This is a genomic window from Thiocapsa roseopersicina, assembly GCF_900106925.1.
Classification (GTDB): domain Bacteria; phylum Pseudomonadota; class Gammaproteobacteria; order Chromatiales; family Chromatiaceae; genus Thiocapsa; species Thiocapsa roseopersicina.
Genome location: NZ_FNNZ01000006.1, coordinates 141,422 through 158,158, shown reverse-complemented (window position 1 = coordinate 158,158; position 16,737 = coordinate 141,422). Strand labels below are relative to the sequence as shown.

Below are 16,737 nucleotides of genomic sequence, written 5' to 3'. Positions count from 1 at the left end.
GCCGAAGGACTCGGGTCGTTCCCGTGTACTTAAGAGTAGACCTTATTTTGCGGGTCGGCGTCGCTTGAGCTCGATCCAGTGGCGATTTGCGTGCTCGGCAAAGCGCGCATCGAGGCATTGGGGCTTTCCAATTTCCTCCCGAGCGCCGATGATTCACCGCATGGACGTCTTCCCTCTCCCCATTGCACGTATCGGCATCATCGGCGGCGGTCAGCTCGGCCGCATGATGGCGAAGGCCGCGAAACGGATCGGCTGCACCTGCGTGGTGCTGGACCCGACACCGGGCTCGCCGGCCGGCCAGGTTGCCGGACATCAGATCGTGGGTGCCTATCACGACCCTTCCAAGCTCCGCGAGCTGGCCGAGTCCTGCGATGTCGTGACCTTCGATATCGAAGACATCGATGCCGAGACACTCATCCAGCTCGGGCGCGAGGGGCACAATATTCAGCCGCCCCCGACCGTACTCGCCTTGATTCAGGACAAGCTCACGCAAAAACGGGCGCTGAGCGCGGCCGGCATCCCGACCGCGCCCTTCGAGCCGATGCCCGAGCCGTCTGCCGAAGCCTTCGCTGCATTCGGCTATCCGCTGGTTCAGAAGGCCTGCCGGGGCGGCTACGACGGCCGCGGTGTCTCGATCCTGGACGGCCCCGAGGATTTCGACGGTCATCTGCCGGTGCCCTCCCTGGTGGAGCGCTTCATCCCCGCGGCCAAAGAGCTGGCGGTGCTGGTGGCGCGCGGTCTCGACGGGGACCATCGCTGCTATCCCGCGGTCGAGATGTGTTTTCGACCGGGCGAGAACGTGCTCGAGATGCTGCTGGCACCGGCGCAGATCCCGGCCGAGACCGCCGCCGCGGCGGAGCAGCTCGCGGTGCGCACCGTGGATGCGCTTGGCGGCGTGGGCATCTTCGGGGTCGAGATGTTTCTGACCGAGGCGGGCGACCTGCTGGTGAACGAGGTCGCGCCGCGCACCCACAACTCGGGTCATCACACCATCGAAGCGAACATGACCGACCAGTTCGAGCAGCATCTGCGCGCCGTCGTGGGTCTGCCGCTGGGGTCGACCGAGCAGCTCTGCCCCGCGGCCATGATCAACCTGTTGGGCGCGCCCGGTCATCGGGGGCGCCCCGTCATCAAGGGGATGGCCGAGGCCCTGGCGATTCCGGGCGTCTGTCTGCACCTTTACGGCAAGGCGGCGACCTCGCCCTTTCGCAAGATGGGCCACGTCACGGTTCTGGACCGGGACATCGAGCAGGCCCGCATCAAGGCCGAGCGGGTCCGTCGTCTGATCGAGATCTCGGGAGAGGATCACCCATGACCGCATCCAACCCATCCCCGTCGTCGGCGGATTGCCCGGCCCGAGTCGGCATCATCATGGGAAGCGATTCCGATCTGCCGGTGATGCAGGATGCCGCCGCCGTGCTCGGCGAGCTCGGCATCCCCTACGAGATGACCATCGTCTCGGCGCACCGCACGCCCAAGCGGCTCTACGACTACGCCGAGAGTGCGGTCGAACGCGGCCTGCGAGTAATCATCGCCGGTGCGGGCGGCGCGGCACACCTGCCCGGCATGGCCGCCGCCATCACGCCGCTGCCGGTCATCGGCGTGCCGGTGAAGACCTCCAGCCTCTCGGGGCAGGACTCCCTGCTCTCGATCGTGCAGATGCCCGCCGGCGTGCCGGTGGCGACGGTCGCCATCAACGGTGCGAAGAATGCCGGGATCCTCGCCGCCCAGATCCTCGGCGCCTCGGACGCGCAGGTGCGCGAGCGGATCGTGCGCTTCAAGCAGGATCTGGAAGCCACGGTCATGGCGAAGGTTGCGGCGATGGAGCAGCAGACGTGAACCCGCTCGCCTATTTCGATCCGGACGATCCCTACCCCGAGAGTGATGGACAGCCAATGGCGGAGAACACGGAGCAGTTCGACTGGATCGTCAAGATCAAGGAAAACCTGGAGATCCTCTTCGCCGATCGGCCGGACGTCTTTGTCGCCGGCGATCTGCTTTGGTATCCGGTTTCGGATCGGCGTGTCTCCGGCCCCGTCGCACCGGATGTCATGGTTGTCTTCGGGCGGCCCAAGGGCCGACGCGGCTGCTACAAGCAATGGGAAGAGGGCGGGGTGGCACCGCAGGTCGTCTTCGAGATCCTGTCGCCCGCCAACAGCCTCAAGGAAATGGCCGACAAGCTGGCCTACTACGAGCTTTACGGCGTCGAGGAGTATTACCTCTACGACCCCGGCACCAACCGTCTTGAGTTGTGGATCCGTCAAGGCGAGCGGCTATGCCTGATCAGCCACATCAACGGCTGGGTCAGCCCGCGGCTCGGGATCCGTTTTGCGCTCACGCCCGAGACTCTGGAGATCTTCGGCCCGAACGGTCGTCCCTTTCTAACCTCGATCGAATTAGCGCGGCGCGCCGATCACGCGGCCGCTCGGGCGCAAGAGCAAGCAACCCTGGCGCAGCAGGAGCACGAGCGTGCAGAACGTCTCGCCGCACGACTACGCGCCCTCGGTATCGATCCCGACGCCGACATCTGATCTGCTGCACCGCGATGCATCGCGGGTCAATTCAGAGCCGCAAGGATGTCTGCCTCGACCGGTATATTCCCGCTTTTCCCATCCTGAACCGCGTCGGCACCGGCGTGGTTTAACGCAGACGACGTCAAGCCGACCCGAAGACCTCGCATGTCCCGCGGAGGACGCGGTTCAGCAACCGACCTCGTGCGTCGCCGGAATCAAGTCCGCGACCCCGTCGCGTTGGTTCGCAGCGGCAAGCAAATCCGGAATATCCGCCTCGACGACCTCCACCCCCTTGCTCTCGCAAAACCGACGCTCCTTGTCCGTCGGATCCGGGATCAGCGCCCAACCGGCCGGCGTTCCTGCCCCGTAGATCAGGTCCGACATCACCATCCGCTCGGTATCGCGCAGCAGACGCAGCCCCAGAAAGAGGTACTGCCGTTCCTGCCGATAGGTCTTGAGAAACGCGGGGATCCCGAATCCGCCCATCAGCTCGGTCAGGTAATCCACGAAGTCCGCATCCGAGGCGATATAGGTCGCGTCCGGTCGCGGGCTTCCCATCGGCTTGAAGAGCACGGGAAGGCGCTGATCGACCTCATCCAGCTCGATCCGGCGATAGGCTGCCCCGTCGAAGTGGTCGAGCCGAAAACGATAGTCGGTGCCGGCGATGCGCGCGATGCCGCGCACCAGTGTATGCGGGACCCCGACGTAGGAGTCCTGCAGCTGAGTATCCCGATTGATGTCGATGACGTAGCGCGGCTGTAGATCCTTCAGCCAGTCATGCAGAGGCGCGCGCGTCCAAGCGCGCTGGCCGTAGGTGGCGTCGAGAAATCGGTTCACGGCACTGCGGCCGCGTTTGAGCTCCACATCCATGGCCGCGCGGGGGAACTCCCACATGAGACGCCGCGACATAGGCTTGCCGCCGTTCATGGCAAGGATGAGGCTGTCGCTGTCGGCAGGTATGGGATCGCCGGTGGCGGTATCCACCACGCCGGCGAGCGCACCCGGGCCCAGATAGGGAATCAGATCGCCGCGCGTGAGCGCGCCTGCAAGTCGTTGAAGCATTTTGGGGACCTATTGCGACCGAGAGAGAACACTGAAGTGGCTAAGCAAGAACAACGCCACCCGTAACATCCCAAGATCACAGCCAGGCCCGGACGGTACGGCAACTTAAATGTCCCCGATCCTCCGCCCCATGTCCTCTTCCCGACAATCCGATTGCTTTTCCCCTTTTCCCCTTTCTCCTGAACCGCGCCAACTTCGAGTCCGACGCGGCACTGAAACGTCCGCACGGGGCTTGAGCTTCGCGTCGAGCCCCGGACGCGGCTCAGCTGGGATCCGTACGCTTGCGACGCCGCTCCTGATGAAATCCTGGCTCACGAGGCTTGCGCTCGTACGAGGGCTGATCGGGTCGCGGGCTGCCGGTGGTTTCTCCGCCGCCGCGCCGCGTGCCAGCGGCCGACCCGTCGGCGAGCGAGATCCGCAGCGCTTGACCGCGGACATAGACCCGCTTGAGGTGGTTGAAGATCTCTCGCGGCATGCCCTCCGGCAGATCGACCAGCGAGTGATCGTCCCGGATGTCGATTCGGCCGATGTAGCGGCCTTCCAGCCCGGATTCGTTGGCGATGGCGCCGACGATCTCGCGCGGGGTGGCGCCGTGCTGGTGGCCGACCTCGATCCGGTAGCTTGTCAGTCCCTCGGATCCGCGCCCTTGCGGACGTGGCCGGTCGCGACCGTCCTCACGCGCTCCTTCGGGACGAGGCGCTCCCCGGTCGCCGTCGCGGGCCGGGCGAGGGCGTCCCTCGTCGCGACCCTCGCTCCGCGGGCCGCGCTCCGGGCGCTCCGGGCGTGTCGCAGCCGGACGCGGCAGATCCGCTTTGACGTCGAGCGGACGCTCGCGCTGGGTCAGGTAGGCCAGCGCCGCGGCGATGTCCATCAACTCCATCTCCTGCTCCGTGCCGAGTCGCGCGACCAGACGGTAGAAGAAGTCCAGATCCTGCTCGGTCAGGGTCTTGCGCAGCTCCGCGGTAAAGCGGTCGATGCGCGACTCGCTGAGCTGGGAGGCCGAGGGCGGCTCCATCGCCGGGACGCTGCGTCGGATGGTGCGCTCGATCGCGCGCAGTAGGCCGCGCTCGCGCGGCTCCACCAGCAGGATGGCGCGACCGGCCCGCCCGGCCCGCCCGGTCCGCCCGATCCGGTGGACATAGGCGGATGGATCGGTCGGGATGTCGTAGTTGACGACATGGCTGAGCCGCTCCACGTCGAGCCCGCGTGCAGCCACGTCGGTGGCGACCAGGATATCGAGCTGGCCCTGCTTGAGCCGCTCGACGGTGCGCTCGCGCATCTCCTGGCTCATGTCGCCGTTCAGCGGCTCGGCGGCGAAACCGTGCGCCTTGAGCTTGTCGGCGAGCTCGACGGTCGCATGTTTGGTGCGTACGAAGACGAGCATGCCGTCGAACGGCTCGAGCTCTAAAATGCGGGTGAGCACGTCCAACTTGTGAAAGCGGGTGACGACGCAGTGGTGCTGGTCGATGGTGTCGACCGTCTCCGAATCTGCCGTGACGCGAATCTCGACCGGATCCGACAGTCGGGTCTGGGCGACTCGGCGGATCCCCGCGGGCATGGTCGCGGAGAAGAGCGCGACCTGGCGTCCGGGCGGGGTCTGCTCGAAGATCCAGTCGATATCCTCCGCGAAGCCCATGTTGAGCATCTCGTCGGCCTCGTCCAGGACGAGCGTCTTGAGCACGTCGAGCGCCAGGGTGCCGCGTTTGAGATGGTCCATCACGCGTCCCGGCGTGCCGACGATCACCTGCGGGTTGCGTTTGAGCTGACTGAGCTGCAGGCCGTAGGCTTGACCGCCGTAGATCGGCAGGACGAGAAAGCCCTTCAGATGCTGTGCGTAGCCTTGGAAGGCCTCGGCGACTTGGAGCGCAAGCTCGCGGGTCGGCGTGAGCACCAGAATCTGGGGTCCGCGCTGCGTGGGATCGACGCGGCTGAGCAAGGGAAGGGCGAAGGCGGCCGTCTTGCCGGTCCCGGTTTGGGCCTGGCCGAGCAGGTCGCGCCCGGCGAGCAGATGCGGAATGCATTGGAGTTGAACGGGGGTCGGGGTCTCGTAACCGAGATCCTCGACGGCTTGTGCAACGGCGGGGGCTAGGCCGAGCTGGCCGAAGCCGATACTCGTGTCGGGGGTGTCCATCGTGGGGCCTCGAAAGAATGGTGCGTCCGGCGGGAAGTCCGGCGGACCATCCAGGGGGATTCGCAAAGTAACAGCAAAGTAACAGGGTATTATCTGCGCGGGTTGTCGCTGGATCAAGTTTGATTCGCGGCTCGGGTGCGATTCCGCATCGTTGCACTGCGGATAACTCGATACTATGTCCAACTTTTAGTCTGGACAGGATCCGGACGCCGCCGATTCTTTTCCGAGGAAACCCGATGTCCACAATACCGCCACGACCCGGCATGACCGTCCCGAGCACGCGTCTGAGTCGTCTTTGGCATCTTGGATGTGCCACCGGGGATCTCGCCGCAGGGATCGGCGTGAAGGGTCTAATCGAGCTTGCCCGCACCCGTCGCAGCGCCGAGCCGTCGCGGATCAGGCTCTCGCCCGAGCACACCCGCCGCTTTACCGATCGGCTTGCGCGCATGCGGGGTGCCGTCATGAAGATGGGGCAATTGATGTCCATGGATGGCTCGGACATCTTCACGCCCGAGGCCGCGGAGATCATGAGTGCCTTGCGCGAGCGTGCCGCGCCGATGCCGATGAGCCAGCTCGCCGGGGTTCTGGAGCGCGAATACGGGCAGGGCTGGGACGCGAAGTTCAAGCGGTTCGAGTTCACGCCCGTGGCCTCCGCCTCGATCGGTCAGGTGCACCGGGCCGAGACGCGCGACGGACGTCGTCTCGCGCTCAAGATTCAGTTTCCGGGCGTGCGCGAGAGCATCGACAGCGACATCGACAACCTCGCCTTCTTGGCCCGGACCCTCGGCATGGCCCCGGCGGGCGTTGACCTGACGCCTTATTTGGAAGGCGCGCGCCGGCAGCTCCATCAGGAGGCGGACTACGGCGCGGAGGCGGATTCGCTCGAGGCGTATGGGGCCGGTGTCGGCGCGGATCCGGACTTCCTCGTCCCGCGCGTGCATCGCGACCTCTCCACATCGCGCGTGCTGGCGATGGATTTCGCCGAGGGTGTCCCGGTCGATCGTTTGGCCGACAGCGGCTACAGCTGTGAGGAGCGCGACCGTGCCGCAACGGCGTTGACGCGTCTGTCGATGCGCGAGCTCTTCGAGTTCGGTCTCGTCCAATCCGACCCGAACTTCGGCAACTATCTGTATGACGCCAACAGCGGGCGGATCGTGCTGCTCGATTTCGGTGCCGCGCTGCCGGTGGGGTCGGATCTCGTCCAGCGCTATCGACAGCTCGCTCGTGCTGCATTCGCCGATGACCGTGCTGCGATGCGCGCGGCCTCGATCGATCTGGGCTATGTCGGCGCGAGCGACCCGAGCGAGCAGGTGAACGCTCTGATCAATCTCCTGCGCATGTCCAGCGAGCCGCTGCGCAGCCCGGGGCATTACGACTTCGGCGTCTCCGATCTCTTCGAGCGGGTCTATGCGCGCGGTCGCGAGATGTTCTACTCGGGCGCCTTCAGCACCGTGCCGGCACCCGAGACCATGTTCCTGCACCGCAAGTTCATGGGTGCTTTCATGTTGTGTCGGCGTTTGCGAGCGCGGGTGGATCTCGGCGGGATGCTAAGGCCATATCTCTGAGGCCAACCTCCAGCTCGTAGGTTGTGCTGACGATAGAAAGCACAACTTGCGCCGACGGTTGGTTGTGCCTCGCACGGCTCGGCACAACCCACGGACGCGGTGTCGTGAAACCCTGAGCTGCGCAGCCTGGCATAACGGTCTCCGGAATTCGCCTTGGCGGAGGATCACAGCTGGAGGCGGGAGGCTCACCGCGCCAAACGGGCGAGCCGTCCCTGATACCGCCGCATGACCAGAAGATGCGCAACCGCCTGTGTCCAGAGATAGACATACCAGGGCAGGGCGGGTGCGTAGTCGTGGATGGCGGCCATGGTGTAGCGATCGTCCAGCAGGGTTTGGAACTCGAAGCGGGCACGGCCCTGCGCGACCGGTCGGCTCAGCAGACCGCCGACGATGGCGTAGACCTGCCGTTGCGGGCTGCTTTCTTCGGCGAGCCATTGCAGCGTCAGCAGGTGCAGGCGCGGGAAGCGGGTATAGACACTGCACCGGCCTGTTTCGTCGATGTGGGTGCAGACCATGGGCCAGCAGCAGGCGCCGAGCCAGCGGAAATAATTGCCGGCAACCCAGGCGGCATCCTGACCGGGCGGCAGAATCACCCGCTGAATGGAACGCACCAGCCGCGCGCGTCGCATCAGCTCGCGGCTCTGACCCTCGATCGGCTGGCGCGGGCTCGGCAGCAGGTGTCGGCCGGTTCGGTCGAGTGCGGCGCGCAGCGCCTCGCCGAACGATATCGCTGACGGGTCGATCGCGCGCTGCACCGGGTTGTCGCGAATCACCGTGTCCTGAGGCAAGCTTTCCAGTGCCGGACCGACCACAGCCGATGGCGCACCGCTGAAGAACCGAGCGGTGGCCGAGGCCAGCCAGAGCGGCATCCACGGCAGGGTCAGGATGCGTCGCCGCAGCCCGAGCACCTCGGCCGCTTGACGCAGCATCTCTTCGTAGCTCAAGCACTCAGGACCGCCGATGTCGTAGGCGCCCCGACAGGTCTCCGGTTGTCCCAGGCAGTGGCGGACCGCCCGCACAAGATCCACGAGCGCGATGGGCCGCGTCATCGAGCGAGCGCTCGGCGGCAGCAAGAGCAGCGGCAGGCGCCGCACCAGATCGACCAGCAGCCGCGGGGCCGAGCCGCCGGGGCCGACCACGAGCCCGGCACGCAGCGCCGTGACCGGTGTCCCGCGCGAGGCCAGCACCAGCTCCACCTCGCGCCGACTCCAAAGCAGCGGCGAGATTCGGAAGCTGTCCGGGATCAGCCCGCCGACGACAATGATCTGCTTGACCCCGTTCGCCGCCGCGGCCCGGGCGAAGTTATCGGCCAGGATGAGATCCATGTCGCGCGGATTGGCCTGCGTCAGGCGCGAGGAGGGCGCGAGCGAATGCACCAGATAGACGGCGTAATCGCAGTCCGCGAGCCCTTCGACCAGGTCCGGTGCCGAGAAGAGATCGCAATGACGCCAGGTGATGCGCTGATCCGGGTCAGGTGTCTGTGCCCGGGCGGGCGATCGTGTCAGCGCCCGAACGGAGAAGGCGTCCGTCAGGGCGCGGCAGATCGCGGTGCCGATAAAGCCGCTGGCGCCGGCGACGGCGACCCTCGGCCGCCGGGGTGGATTGGATGGCATGGCGTCCTGTCTCTCGGGGGATGTCTCGACCGAACGCCATAGGATATACCGCCCGAGGAGCGCTCAGGCTTCGCTTGCAACCCTTTTGGATTTTGCCCTCTTGGAATTTGGTAGAGTCGCGACATGGAGCTCAACAGCTTTGTCCTTTCGGCGATCTCGCTGCTCACCGTGGCGGCGCTCGCCGTTGCGCTATTCAAGCACTTGGGTCTGGGCTCGATCCTCGGGCTTCTGGTGGCGGGCATCGTGGTCGGGCCGCACTCGCCCGGCCCATCGGTGACGGCGCATGTCGAGGACGTGCGCAATTTCACCGAGCTGGGCGTGGTGATGCTGCTCTTCCTGATCGGTCTGGAGATGAAGCCGCGGCGGCTGTGGTCGCTCCGACGCGAGGTCTTCGGGATGGGCTCGGTGCAGATCCTGGTCTCCGGCCTTCTGGTCGCGGGCTACATGTCGCTTTACGACTACTCCTGGCGGGCGGCGCTCCTGATGGGGCTGACCTTGGCGCTCTCGTCCACGGCGCTGGTCATGCAGCTGCTGCACGAGCGCGGCGATCTCGCCACCCGCCACGGGACGGCCGCCTTCGCCGTCCTCTTGATGCAGGACCTGGCCGTGGTGCCGCTGCTCGCGATCGTGCCGATCCTCTCGGATGTCGGCACCCTGTCTTCGGACGTCCCCTTTTGGCAGCAGATCCTCGTCGTCGCCGGCATGGTGGCTCTGGTCTTCGGCTTCGGGCGTTACCTGGTGCCCTTTGCGCTCAAGTCTCTGCTACGTCAGCACAATCGCGAGGCCTTTACCCTGGTGGTGCTGCTGGCGGTCTTTCTCGCAGCCGGCGCGATGCACGAGGCGGGGCTCTCGATGGCGCTCGGTGGCTTCATGATGGGGATGCTGCTCTCGACCTCGCGCTTCAGTTTTCAGATCCAGGCACAGATCGAGCCCTTCAAAGGGCTGCTGATGAGCCTCTTTTTCGTCGCCGTCGGGATGTCGATCGACTTGGAGGCGATCGCGGCTCAGCCGCTGCTGCTTGCCCAGCATGTCGCCGTGATCCTCGCCATCAAGCTCGTCGTACTCCTCTTGATCGGCATGGCCTTCGGACTGCCGCGCGGCACGGCGACGCGTGTCGCCTTCATGCTGGCTCAGAGCGGGGAGTTCGGTTTTGTCCTTTTCGGCTCGGCCAAGGCGCTCGGGGTCATCGACGATTCGACCTTCGTCATCGCGGTGAGCGTGATCTCGGTCAGCATGTTGCTGACGCCCTTGCTGGTGCGGATCGGCGACGTCTCGGCGCGGCGCCTCGAGCACCGAGCGGCGGCTCCGACGCCCTTCGAGTACCCGACGGTCCCCGCGGGGCAGGCAGGGCAGGTGGGTCGGGTCGTGATTGCGGGGTACGGGCGCGTCGGTCATACGGTTGCGACCCTCTTGGAGGCCAACAACATCCCCTTCATCGCCTTCGACACCAACCCGGCCCATGTCGAGCGCGGCGAGCAGGACGGTCGCGCGGTCTATTTCGGCGATATCGGCGATGTGGAGCTCCTGGAGGCCGCCCAAATCGACAAGGCGGCACTGGTGATCCTGACCATCGATCACGGACCGACCGCCTTGCGGGCCGTCTCGCATATCCGCACCGCCTACCCGAAGGTGCCCGTGATCGCCCGCGCGCGGGACCTGGAAGCCTGCGGCAGCCTTATCCGCGCCGGTGCGACCCTGGCCTACCCGGAGGCGATCGAGAGCAGTCTGCGCTTGGGCGCGGAAGCCCTGCAGATGCTCGGCATCTCCACGAACGAGGTCGACTCCTTGCTCCAAGGCGTGCGCAGCGCGGGCTATGCGCAGGTGGTCGAGTAACCAGGCGCTGGCTTGGCCTCATGAGCGGCTGATGCTCGCGTGACCCGCAGGCCGCGTCGCGGTGCGCATTTTGCTCGCTATCAGCCGCCGGCCGCCGGCCGCCAGCCCTAAGCTGTCAGCTGTCAGCTGTCAGCTGTCAGCTGTCAGCTGTCAGCTGTCGGCTCTCAGCTCTCAGCTTCCAGCTTTCGGGTTTCACCTTTTACCTTTCACCTCTCCCCCTCACCACCATCCCCGGTTGCTCGATTCGCCCAAACTCAGTAGGCTTCCGGGCCGCCCAGAACAAGAAGACGAGGACTCGATTCCGATGGACATCACCGACGAGCGCGCGCGTTTCAATATGATTCAACAGCAGATTCGCCCCTGGGACGTCCTGGACGACCGGGTCCTTGAGGCGATGGCGGAGATTCGACGCGAGGCGTTCGTGCCCGACGCCTACCAGGGTCTCGCCTACGCCGATATCGAGATCCCGATCGGCGAGGGCGCTTGCATGCTGGCGCCGAAGGTTGTGGGGCGCATGCTTCAAGCGCTCGACGTGCAGGCCGGCGAGCGGGTGCTGGAGATCGGTGCGGGGACGGGCTATGTGAGCGCCTGTCTCCATCGCTTGGGCGGGCGGGTCATCGGGGTCGAGATCGATACCGCTCTGGCGGACGAGGCGCGTGCGCGTTTGGCCGGCTTGGGGCTCGAGTCGATCGAGATCCGCACGGGCGACGCGCTGAGCGAGCCCGTCGAGGGTGGGCCGTTCGACGTGATTGCAGTCACCGGATCGATGCCCACCGAGGCCGCCTTGCCGCTGCTTCAAGGGCAATTGGCTAAAGGCGGGCGTCTGTTCTGTATCGTCGGTGTGGAGCCCGTGATGGAGGCCCTGCTCCTGACCCGTGTCGGCGAGCGTGATGTTCGCCGAGAGGGGCTGTTCGAGACCGCGACGCTTGCGTTGAAAAATGCCGCCGAGGCGAACGCGTTTGAGTTCTGACCGCGCTGAACCGCGTTCGATGGTGTATGCGGGGTTTGCGTGTGGGCTCGGTGTCGTTTGAGTCAACGGGCGTTGCAGTGGACGCGGTTCAGGACATTGGAAGGAAAGGATCGAGCCATTGTGGTGCGTTTACCGGGGCTGGCTGCTTTCTTCGAGGGTTGGTTGGTCGACCCTCGGAAACGCATGCACGCCTGGCGTGGCTGAATACGGGGGCTGGTGATGCGTCGAATGGGGCCTGGAGAGGTTGCGCAGTTGTTGGCGGCGGACGGCGAGCCGCCGATCTTGCTCGATGTCCGCGAGCCGTGGGAGTTTCAGATCTGTCGGATCGAGGGATCCTTATCCATCCCGATGGGACAGATCCCGGGGGCATTGGCGCGCTTGGATCCGAATCGCGAGATCGTCGTGATCTGTCATCACGGCATTCGCAGTTATCAGGTCGCGCGGTTCCTCGAACAGCAGGGCTTCACGCGCACGGTCAATCTCGACGGCGGCGTTGCGGCTTGGGCGCGTGATCTGGATCCCGCGATGCCGGTCTACTGATCCGCCATCTGTCGTTGCCCGCGGGCGGCTCGGGCGCGACGCTGCTTTTTCCTTGATTCCCGTCGGGAAACTGACGCACACTCACCTGTGCCACGGGCGATCTCGGCCACGGGCGATCCAATAACAATATCGCGAGGACACGCCATGAGTACCCATCAAGCGCAGATGCCGCTCTGTCAGAGGGCCTTTTCCCAGCTTCTGATCATCGACGCCCAGGAGCGTCTGGCGCATGCAATGCCTGCCGACGAGCTGGACCTGGTCGTCGGGAACATCAATCGGCTGGTTTCCGCCGCCAAGATCCTCGGTATTCCGGTCATCGCGACCCAGCACAATTCCAAAGGGCTCGGACCGGTCATGGCGAGCATCCGCGAAAACATGCCCGAGGGTGCGGAACCGACCGAGAAGACCGCCTTCTCCTGCTGCACCGCTCCCGGATTCGAGCGCAACATCTCCGCCCATCCAGACCGGCGTCAGTTGATCGTCGTGGGCATGGAGGCGCACATCTGTATCGTCCAGACCGTCTCCGGGCTCCAGCGCTGGGGGTATCAGGTGTTTGTTCCGGCCGATGCCATCGTCTCGCGTAAATCGGTGTTCAAGCAGAACGTACTCGACCGTATGCGCCACGCCGGGACCCAAGTCGTCTGCACCGAGTCGGTCGGCTTCGAATGGCTCGGGGACTCGACCGACGCCCAGTTCCGAGAGGTTTGGTCGCTGTTCAAGGCAGAGGATTGATGCGCCGGGGCGGCCGATCATTGGGTCATTGCCGCGGCCCGAACATCGCTCGCCCTCGGTTGATCCGCATTACACGGGCGTCTTCGGCAAGCGGGCTTCGATCAACGTCATGAGCCGATCGAGTGCGCCGCGATTCGCCTCGACGATGCGACGGCCGTTCTCGCCGATGCGGGCCCGCTCGGTGGCATCGCTCAGCCAAGAGATCATGAGCTGCGCCAGCGCTTCGGTGTCGGCGACCTCCGTCGCGCCCTCTTCGGTGCACAGCAGCTCCGTGATGGCCGCAAAGTTGAAGTGGTGCGGGCCGATGGCGACGGGGACGCCCGAGGCCGCGGCCTCCAAGAGGTTGTGACCGCCGGCCGGCACCAGGCTGCCGCCCATAAAGGCCGCGTCGGCAGCGGCGAGAAAGACCGGAAGCTCTCCCATGGTGTCGCCGAGAAAGACCGCCGTGCTCGGTGCGGATGGCTCCTGTCGGCTGCGACGGGCGAGCGTCAAACCCTGCCGTGTCACCAGCTCGGCGACGCGATCGAAACGCTCCGGATGGCGAGGAACCAGCACCAGCAGGGCCTCGGGCAAGACCGTTCGAATGCGTTCATGAGCCGCGAGTACGGACCCGTCTTCCCCCTCGTGGGTGCTGGCCGCGACCCACACCGGGCGTTGGCCTCCCCACGCGCGTCGCATCGCCTCGGCCTGATCGACCAGGCTCGCCGGTTGGCGCAGATCGAACTTGATGCTGCCCGTGACCTGGACCCGATCGGGATCGGCCCCCAGTGCGATGAAGCGCCGGGCGTCCGGCTCCGCTTGGGCGGCGATCAGATCGAAGCCTTGCAACGTCTCGCGCGTGAGGCGCGCGAACCGTCGATAGCCCCGCGCGGAGCGTTCCGAGAGCCGGGCGTTCGCCAGGATCACCGGGATGTCGCGTTTCGCGCAGGCCGCCAGCGTGTTGGGCCAGATCTCGGTCTCCATGACGATCAGCAGCGCCGGGGTTGTTCGGCTCAGGAAGCGGTCGAGGATTCCGGGAAGATCATAGGGGGTGTAGCGGTGCGCCACGCTGTCGCCGAAGCGCTCGCGCAGCCGCTCGGCGCCCGTGGGTGTCGTGGTCGTCACCAGGACGGACAGCGGCGGGTCATGCTCGATCAGGCGCCGAATCAGGGGCTCCGCGGCCTGGACCTCGCCGACCGAGACGGCATGGATCCAGACCTGCGTTGCCGGTCCTGCCGGGCCGAGCGCGAGCCGCTCGCGCACCCGCCGCCGATAGGCAGGTGACTTGAGGCTGCGCCAATAGAGCCGTAGGAGCGCGAGCGGCAGCAGCAGGCGCAGCAGGAACGTGTAGAGGCGTCGGGTCATCGGCGAGTGATCGTCTCGGTGTGCGGTACGGAGCGGCGCTTTTGCACCGGCTCAGGTCTGCGGCGCGGCAGCCCGGATGTTTCCCAGGATCCGCGTGGTGGAGCGCCCGGGCAACAGATCGAGGACGCGGACCTCCCCGCCGTTGGCACGCACGCAGTCCGCCCCGGCGATCTCATCGGGCAGATAGTCTCCGCCCTTGACCAGCAGGTCCGGCTTGACCCGGCAGATGAGTGCCTCGGGCGTATCCTCGGAGAAGGCGCAAACCCAATCCACCGAGGCGAGACCGGCGAGCACGGCCATGCGTTGCTCGATGCCGTTGATCGGTCGCTCCGGGCCCTTCAGCCGGCTCACCGACGCATCGTCGTTGACCGCGACGATCAGTCGATCGCCGAGTCGCTTGGCCTGCTGCAGATAGGCGACATGGCCCTCGTGGAGGATGTCGAAGCAGCCGTTGGTCATGACGATCCGCTCGCCGGCAGCGCGCGCCGCCTCGACCGCGTCGACCAACGCCTCCTGGTCCAGCACCGTATGCCATTCGCTCCCCTGATAGGCACGCTCCAACTCGCGCGCGGCGACCGTCGCGGTGCCCAGTTTGCCCACCGCCAGACCCGCCGCGCAGTTGGCCAGCGCGCAGGCCTCGTCGAGTGCGACGCCTGCGCCCAACGCGGCGGCCAAGGTCGCGATCACGGTGTCGCCGGCACCGGTTACGTCGAACACCTCGCGAGCCCGTGTGGGCAGGTGCAGTGCATCGGTCTCCGGTCGCAGCAACAGCATGCCGCGCTCGCCGAGCGTGATCAGCATGGCCTGAAGGTCGAGCTCGGCACGCAGCCGCTGGCCCCGCTCGATGAGCGCGACATCGTCGGCGCAGACACCGACGATCGCCTCCAGCTCGGCCCGGTTCGGGGTCAGGAGTGTGGCACCGCGGTAGCGCGCAAAATCGAGTCCTTTGGGATCCACGAGCACGGATTTGCCGCCTTCCTGCGCGAGCGCGATGAGACGCTGCGGGTCGGCCAGCGTCCCTTTGGCATAGTCCGAAAGCACCAGGAGGTCGCAGGCATCGAGGCTCTCGGAAACCAGCGTGGGAAGCGGGTCGTCGCCGAGCGGCGTCAAGGGCGCCTCGAAGTCCAACCGGATTAGCTGTTGATGTTGGCTCAAGACCCGCAGCTTGGTGATGGTGGGCACATCCGTGCGTCTGTGCAGTCGGGTGCGGATGCCCTGCACAGCGAGTCGTGCGGCCAGCACATCGGCCGCCTCGTCGTCTCCCGTCACGCCCGTCAGGGTGACCTGGCAGCCCAACGCAGCCAGATTCAGCGCCACGTTCGCGGCACCGCCCGGGCGGTCTTCCACCCGTGCGACGTGCACCACCGGCACCGGGGCCTCGGGCGAGATCCGACGGGTCGCACCGCTCCAATAGCGGTCGAGCATCAGGTCGCCGGCGACCAGGATATGGGTGCCGGAAAAGTCCGGGAAAGGATGTGTCGAGGTCGGGCGCAAGGCGAGCTCCAGGCGAGAGGACGCGACGAGTCTAGCCGGAAGACCGGGAAGTTTCGAGAACGGCTTGGTGGAGCAGTGCAGAGATTCCGAGACCGTCCGAGATCATTTTCGTTGTCGTAGTCGTATCAAAATGGTCGATGACGACAACGACAACGACAACGACAACGACCACGACAACGGACGGTCTCGACACATCTGCCCTGCTAAATCAACGAGTGGAGAGTGGGCGGTGATGCCTGCCCCTCAAGACTCAAACCAGTCACCACTCCTTTTGGGTTTATGCTTTCACGAGGTCAACCGGATTTCATTGGAGGGTCATCGTCATGGGACAAGCCGCGCTCAAGCAAGAGGTCGACACGCTGCGGGAGTACATGAAGGAGCTGAGCTACCAGGCAATGCGCACCGAGATGTCGCTGGCCCGTCTGTCCGAAGAGATGCTCGCGTTCAAGGACGAAAACAGACGGGAGCGTCAGCGTATGAACAAGCAATGGGGCGATCTCGCCAATCGCCTCGGCACGCTGGTCGAGGACATCGTAGCGCCCAATCTTCCGCGGGTGGCGGCAGAGCTCTTCTCCTGTCCCGTGGCGGATCTGTTCGGGGTGCGCGTCGTGCGCCGCTTCGGCGGCGAGACCCGCGAGTACGATGCACTTCTGGTCTGCCCCGAGGTGGTCTTGGTCAACGAGACCAAGTCACGCCTGACGGATGCGCATGTCGAGGGCATTCTCGAGCGGCTCGCCGAGATCCCCCGCGTCTTCCCGGAGTATGCCGATCGTCGCGCTGTCGGCATCCTGGCGAGCCTCTATCCGGACACGAGTGTCGTGCGTCGTGCTACGCGCCGCGGCGTTCTGGTGATGGGCATGGGCGACGAGACCATGCACGTCTTGAACCCGGAGGCACTCGAGTCCGGCGGTTGAGGGCGCTCCGGAACGGGCCCTGCCTT

Annotated in this window: 14 protein-coding genes; 9 read left to right on the top strand and 5 right to left on the bottom strand. The window is 65.8% G+C overall.

The window, feature by feature from the left end:
- The first annotated feature begins 160 nt into the window (after positions 1 to 160).
- From purK to BLV04_RS08815, 3 genes are read left to right on the top strand one after another with little or no spacing between them, the layout of a single operon-like run.
- Positions 161 to 1,315, top strand: coding sequence for a 5-(carboxyamino)imidazole ribonucleotide synthase (gene purK / locus BLV04_RS08825; protein WP_093030162.1), 1,155 nt, complete (start codon positions 161 to 163; stop codon positions 1,313 to 1,315).
- On the top strand, positions 1,312 to 1,839 hold the full coding sequence (gene purE / locus BLV04_RS08820) for a 5-(carboxyamino)imidazole ribonucleotide mutase (protein ID WP_093030159.1): 528 nt from the start codon (positions 1,312 to 1,314) through the stop codon (positions 1,837 to 1,839). Before purK ends, purE begins: the two co-directional genes overlap by 4 nt.
- Positions 1,836 to 2,531, top strand: a complete 696-nt coding sequence (locus BLV04_RS08815; RefSeq protein WP_093030156.1) for a Uma2 family endonuclease — start codon at positions 1,836 to 1,838, stop codon at positions 2,529 to 2,531. The genes purE and BLV04_RS08815 overlap by 4 nt, the downstream gene beginning before the upstream one ends.
- Before the next feature lie 168 nt (positions 2,532 to 2,699).
- Here the strand turns inward: BLV04_RS08815 and BLV04_RS08810 are convergent, their stop codons facing one another.
- Together BLV04_RS08810 and BLV04_RS08805 are read right to left on the bottom strand one after the other, a co-directional pair.
- Positions 2,700 to 3,575: an SIR2 family protein gene (locus tag BLV04_RS08810; protein WP_093030152.1), complete on the bottom strand. Its 876-nt coding sequence runs from the start codon at positions 3,573 to 3,575 to the stop codon at positions 2,700 to 2,702.
- Positions 3,576 to 3,837: 262 nt separating this feature from the next.
- Positions 3,838 to 5,706, bottom strand: coding sequence for a DEAD/DEAH box helicase (locus BLV04_RS08805; RefSeq protein WP_093030149.1), 1,869 nt, complete (start codon positions 5,704 to 5,706; stop codon positions 3,838 to 3,840).
- A 236-nt stretch (positions 5,707 to 5,942) separates the two neighbouring features.
- On the opposite strand from BLV04_RS08805, the gene BLV04_RS08800 reads away from it, so the two are divergent.
- Positions 5,943 to 7,271, top strand: coding sequence for an ABC1 kinase family protein (locus BLV04_RS08800; protein ID WP_093030147.1), 1,329 nt, complete (start codon positions 5,943 to 5,945; stop codon positions 7,269 to 7,271).
- 185 nt (positions 7,272 to 7,456) lie between these two features.
- Here the strand turns inward: BLV04_RS08800 and BLV04_RS08795 are convergent, their stop codons facing one another.
- Positions 7,457 to 8,884: an NAD(P)H-binding protein gene (locus tag BLV04_RS08795; protein ID WP_093030145.1), complete on the bottom strand. Its 1,428-nt coding sequence runs from the start codon at positions 8,882 to 8,884 to the stop codon at positions 7,457 to 7,459.
- A 123-nt stretch (positions 8,885 to 9,007) separates the two neighbouring features.
- On the opposite strand from BLV04_RS08795, the gene BLV04_RS08790 reads away from it, so the two are divergent.
- The 4 genes from BLV04_RS08790 to BLV04_RS08775 all read left to right on the top strand — a co-directional run bounded on the left by BLV04_RS08790 (position 9,008) and on the right by BLV04_RS08775 (position 12,959).
- Positions 9,008 to 10,717 carry a cation:proton antiporter domain-containing protein gene (locus BLV04_RS08790; RefSeq protein WP_093030143.1) on the top strand — a complete coding sequence of 570 codons (1,710 nt, stop codon included), beginning with the start codon at positions 9,008 to 9,010 and terminating at the stop codon, positions 10,715 to 10,717.
- A 304-nt stretch (positions 10,718 to 11,021) separates the two neighbouring features.
- Positions 11,022 to 11,687: a protein-L-isoaspartate O-methyltransferase family protein gene (locus tag BLV04_RS08785; RefSeq protein WP_093030141.1), complete on the top strand. Its 666-nt coding sequence runs from the start codon at positions 11,022 to 11,024 to the stop codon at positions 11,685 to 11,687.
- A gap of 219 nt (positions 11,688 to 11,906) precedes the next feature.
- On the top strand, positions 11,907 to 12,227 hold the full coding sequence (locus BLV04_RS08780) for a rhodanese-like domain-containing protein (protein WP_093030139.1): 321 nt from the start codon (positions 11,907 to 11,909) through the stop codon (positions 12,225 to 12,227).
- 144 nt (positions 12,228 to 12,371) lie between these two features.
- Positions 12,372 to 12,959: an isochorismatase family protein gene (locus BLV04_RS08775; protein WP_093030137.1), complete on the top strand. Its 588-nt coding sequence runs from the start codon at positions 12,372 to 12,374 to the stop codon at positions 12,957 to 12,959.
- A gap of 69 nt (positions 12,960 to 13,028) precedes the next feature.
- Here the strand turns inward: BLV04_RS08775 and waaA are convergent, their stop codons facing one another.
- Together waaA and hldE are read right to left on the bottom strand one after the other, a co-directional pair.
- The gene (gene waaA / locus BLV04_RS08770) at positions 13,029 to 14,303 is read right to left on the bottom strand and encodes a lipid IV(A) 3-deoxy-D-manno-octulosonic acid transferase (RefSeq protein WP_093030135.1); all 1,275 of its coding nucleotides are present in this window, start codon (positions 14,301 to 14,303) and stop codon (positions 13,029 to 13,031) included.
- A gap of 51 nt (positions 14,304 to 14,354) precedes the next feature.
- Positions 14,355 to 15,797, bottom strand: a complete 1,443-nt coding sequence (hldE, locus tag BLV04_RS08765) for a bifunctional D-glycero-beta-D-manno-heptose-7-phosphate kinase/D-glycero-beta-D-manno-heptose 1-phosphate adenylyltransferase HldE (protein ID WP_093030133.1) — start codon at positions 15,795 to 15,797, stop codon at positions 14,355 to 14,357.
- A gap of 323 nt (positions 15,798 to 16,120) precedes the next feature.
- Between hldE and BLV04_RS08760 the strand changes: the two genes are divergently transcribed.
- Complete coding sequence (locus BLV04_RS08760) at positions 16,121 to 16,711, top strand: hypothetical protein (RefSeq protein ID WP_093030131.1); 591 nt, start codon at positions 16,121 to 16,123, stop codon at positions 16,709 to 16,711.
- Positions 16,712 to 16,737: the final 26 nt, after the last annotated feature.

What these genes read in the sequence shown, in the direction of transcription:
- purE (WP_093030159.1), top strand. Translation starts at nt 1,312, where the DNA reads ATGACCGCATCCAACCCATCCCCGTCGTCGGCGGATTGCCCGGCCCGA.
- BLV04_RS08795 (WP_093030145.1), bottom strand. Translation starts at nt 8,884, where the DNA reads ATGCCATCCAATCCACCCCGGCGGCCGAGGGTCGCCGTCGCCGGCGCC.
- BLV04_RS08800 (WP_093030147.1), top strand. Translation starts at nt 5,943, where the DNA reads ATGTCCACAATACCGCCACGACCCGGCATGACCGTCCCGAGCACGCGT.
- BLV04_RS08810 (WP_093030152.1), bottom strand. Translation starts at nt 3,575, where the DNA reads ATGCTTCAACGACTTGCAGGCGCGCTCACGCGCGGCGATCTGATTCCC.
- purK (WP_093030162.1), top strand. Translation starts at nt 161, where the DNA reads ATGGACGTCTTCCCTCTCCCCATTGCACGTATCGGCATCATCGGCGGC.
- BLV04_RS08780 (WP_093030139.1), top strand. Translation starts at nt 11,907, where the DNA reads ATGCGTCGAATGGGGCCTGGAGAGGTTGCGCAGTTGTTGGCGGCGGAC.
- BLV04_RS08790 (WP_093030143.1), top strand. Translation starts at nt 9,008, where the DNA reads ATGGAGCTCAACAGCTTTGTCCTTTCGGCGATCTCGCTGCTCACCGTG.
- waaA (WP_093030135.1), bottom strand. Translation starts at nt 14,303, where the DNA reads ATGACCCGACGCCTCTACACGTTCCTGCTGCGCCTGCTGCTGCCGCTC.
- BLV04_RS08760 (WP_093030131.1), top strand. Translation starts at nt 16,121, where the DNA reads ATGGGACAAGCCGCGCTCAAGCAAGAGGTCGACACGCTGCGGGAGTAC.
- BLV04_RS08775 (WP_093030137.1), top strand. Translation starts at nt 12,372, where the DNA reads ATGAGTACCCATCAAGCGCAGATGCCGCTCTGTCAGAGGGCCTTTTCC.
- BLV04_RS08805 (WP_093030149.1), bottom strand. Translation starts at nt 5,706, where the DNA reads ATGGACACCCCCGACACGAGTATCGGCTTCGGCCAGCTCGGCCTAGCC.
- BLV04_RS08785 (WP_093030141.1), top strand. Translation starts at nt 11,022, where the DNA reads ATGGACATCACCGACGAGCGCGCGCGTTTCAATATGATTCAACAGCAG.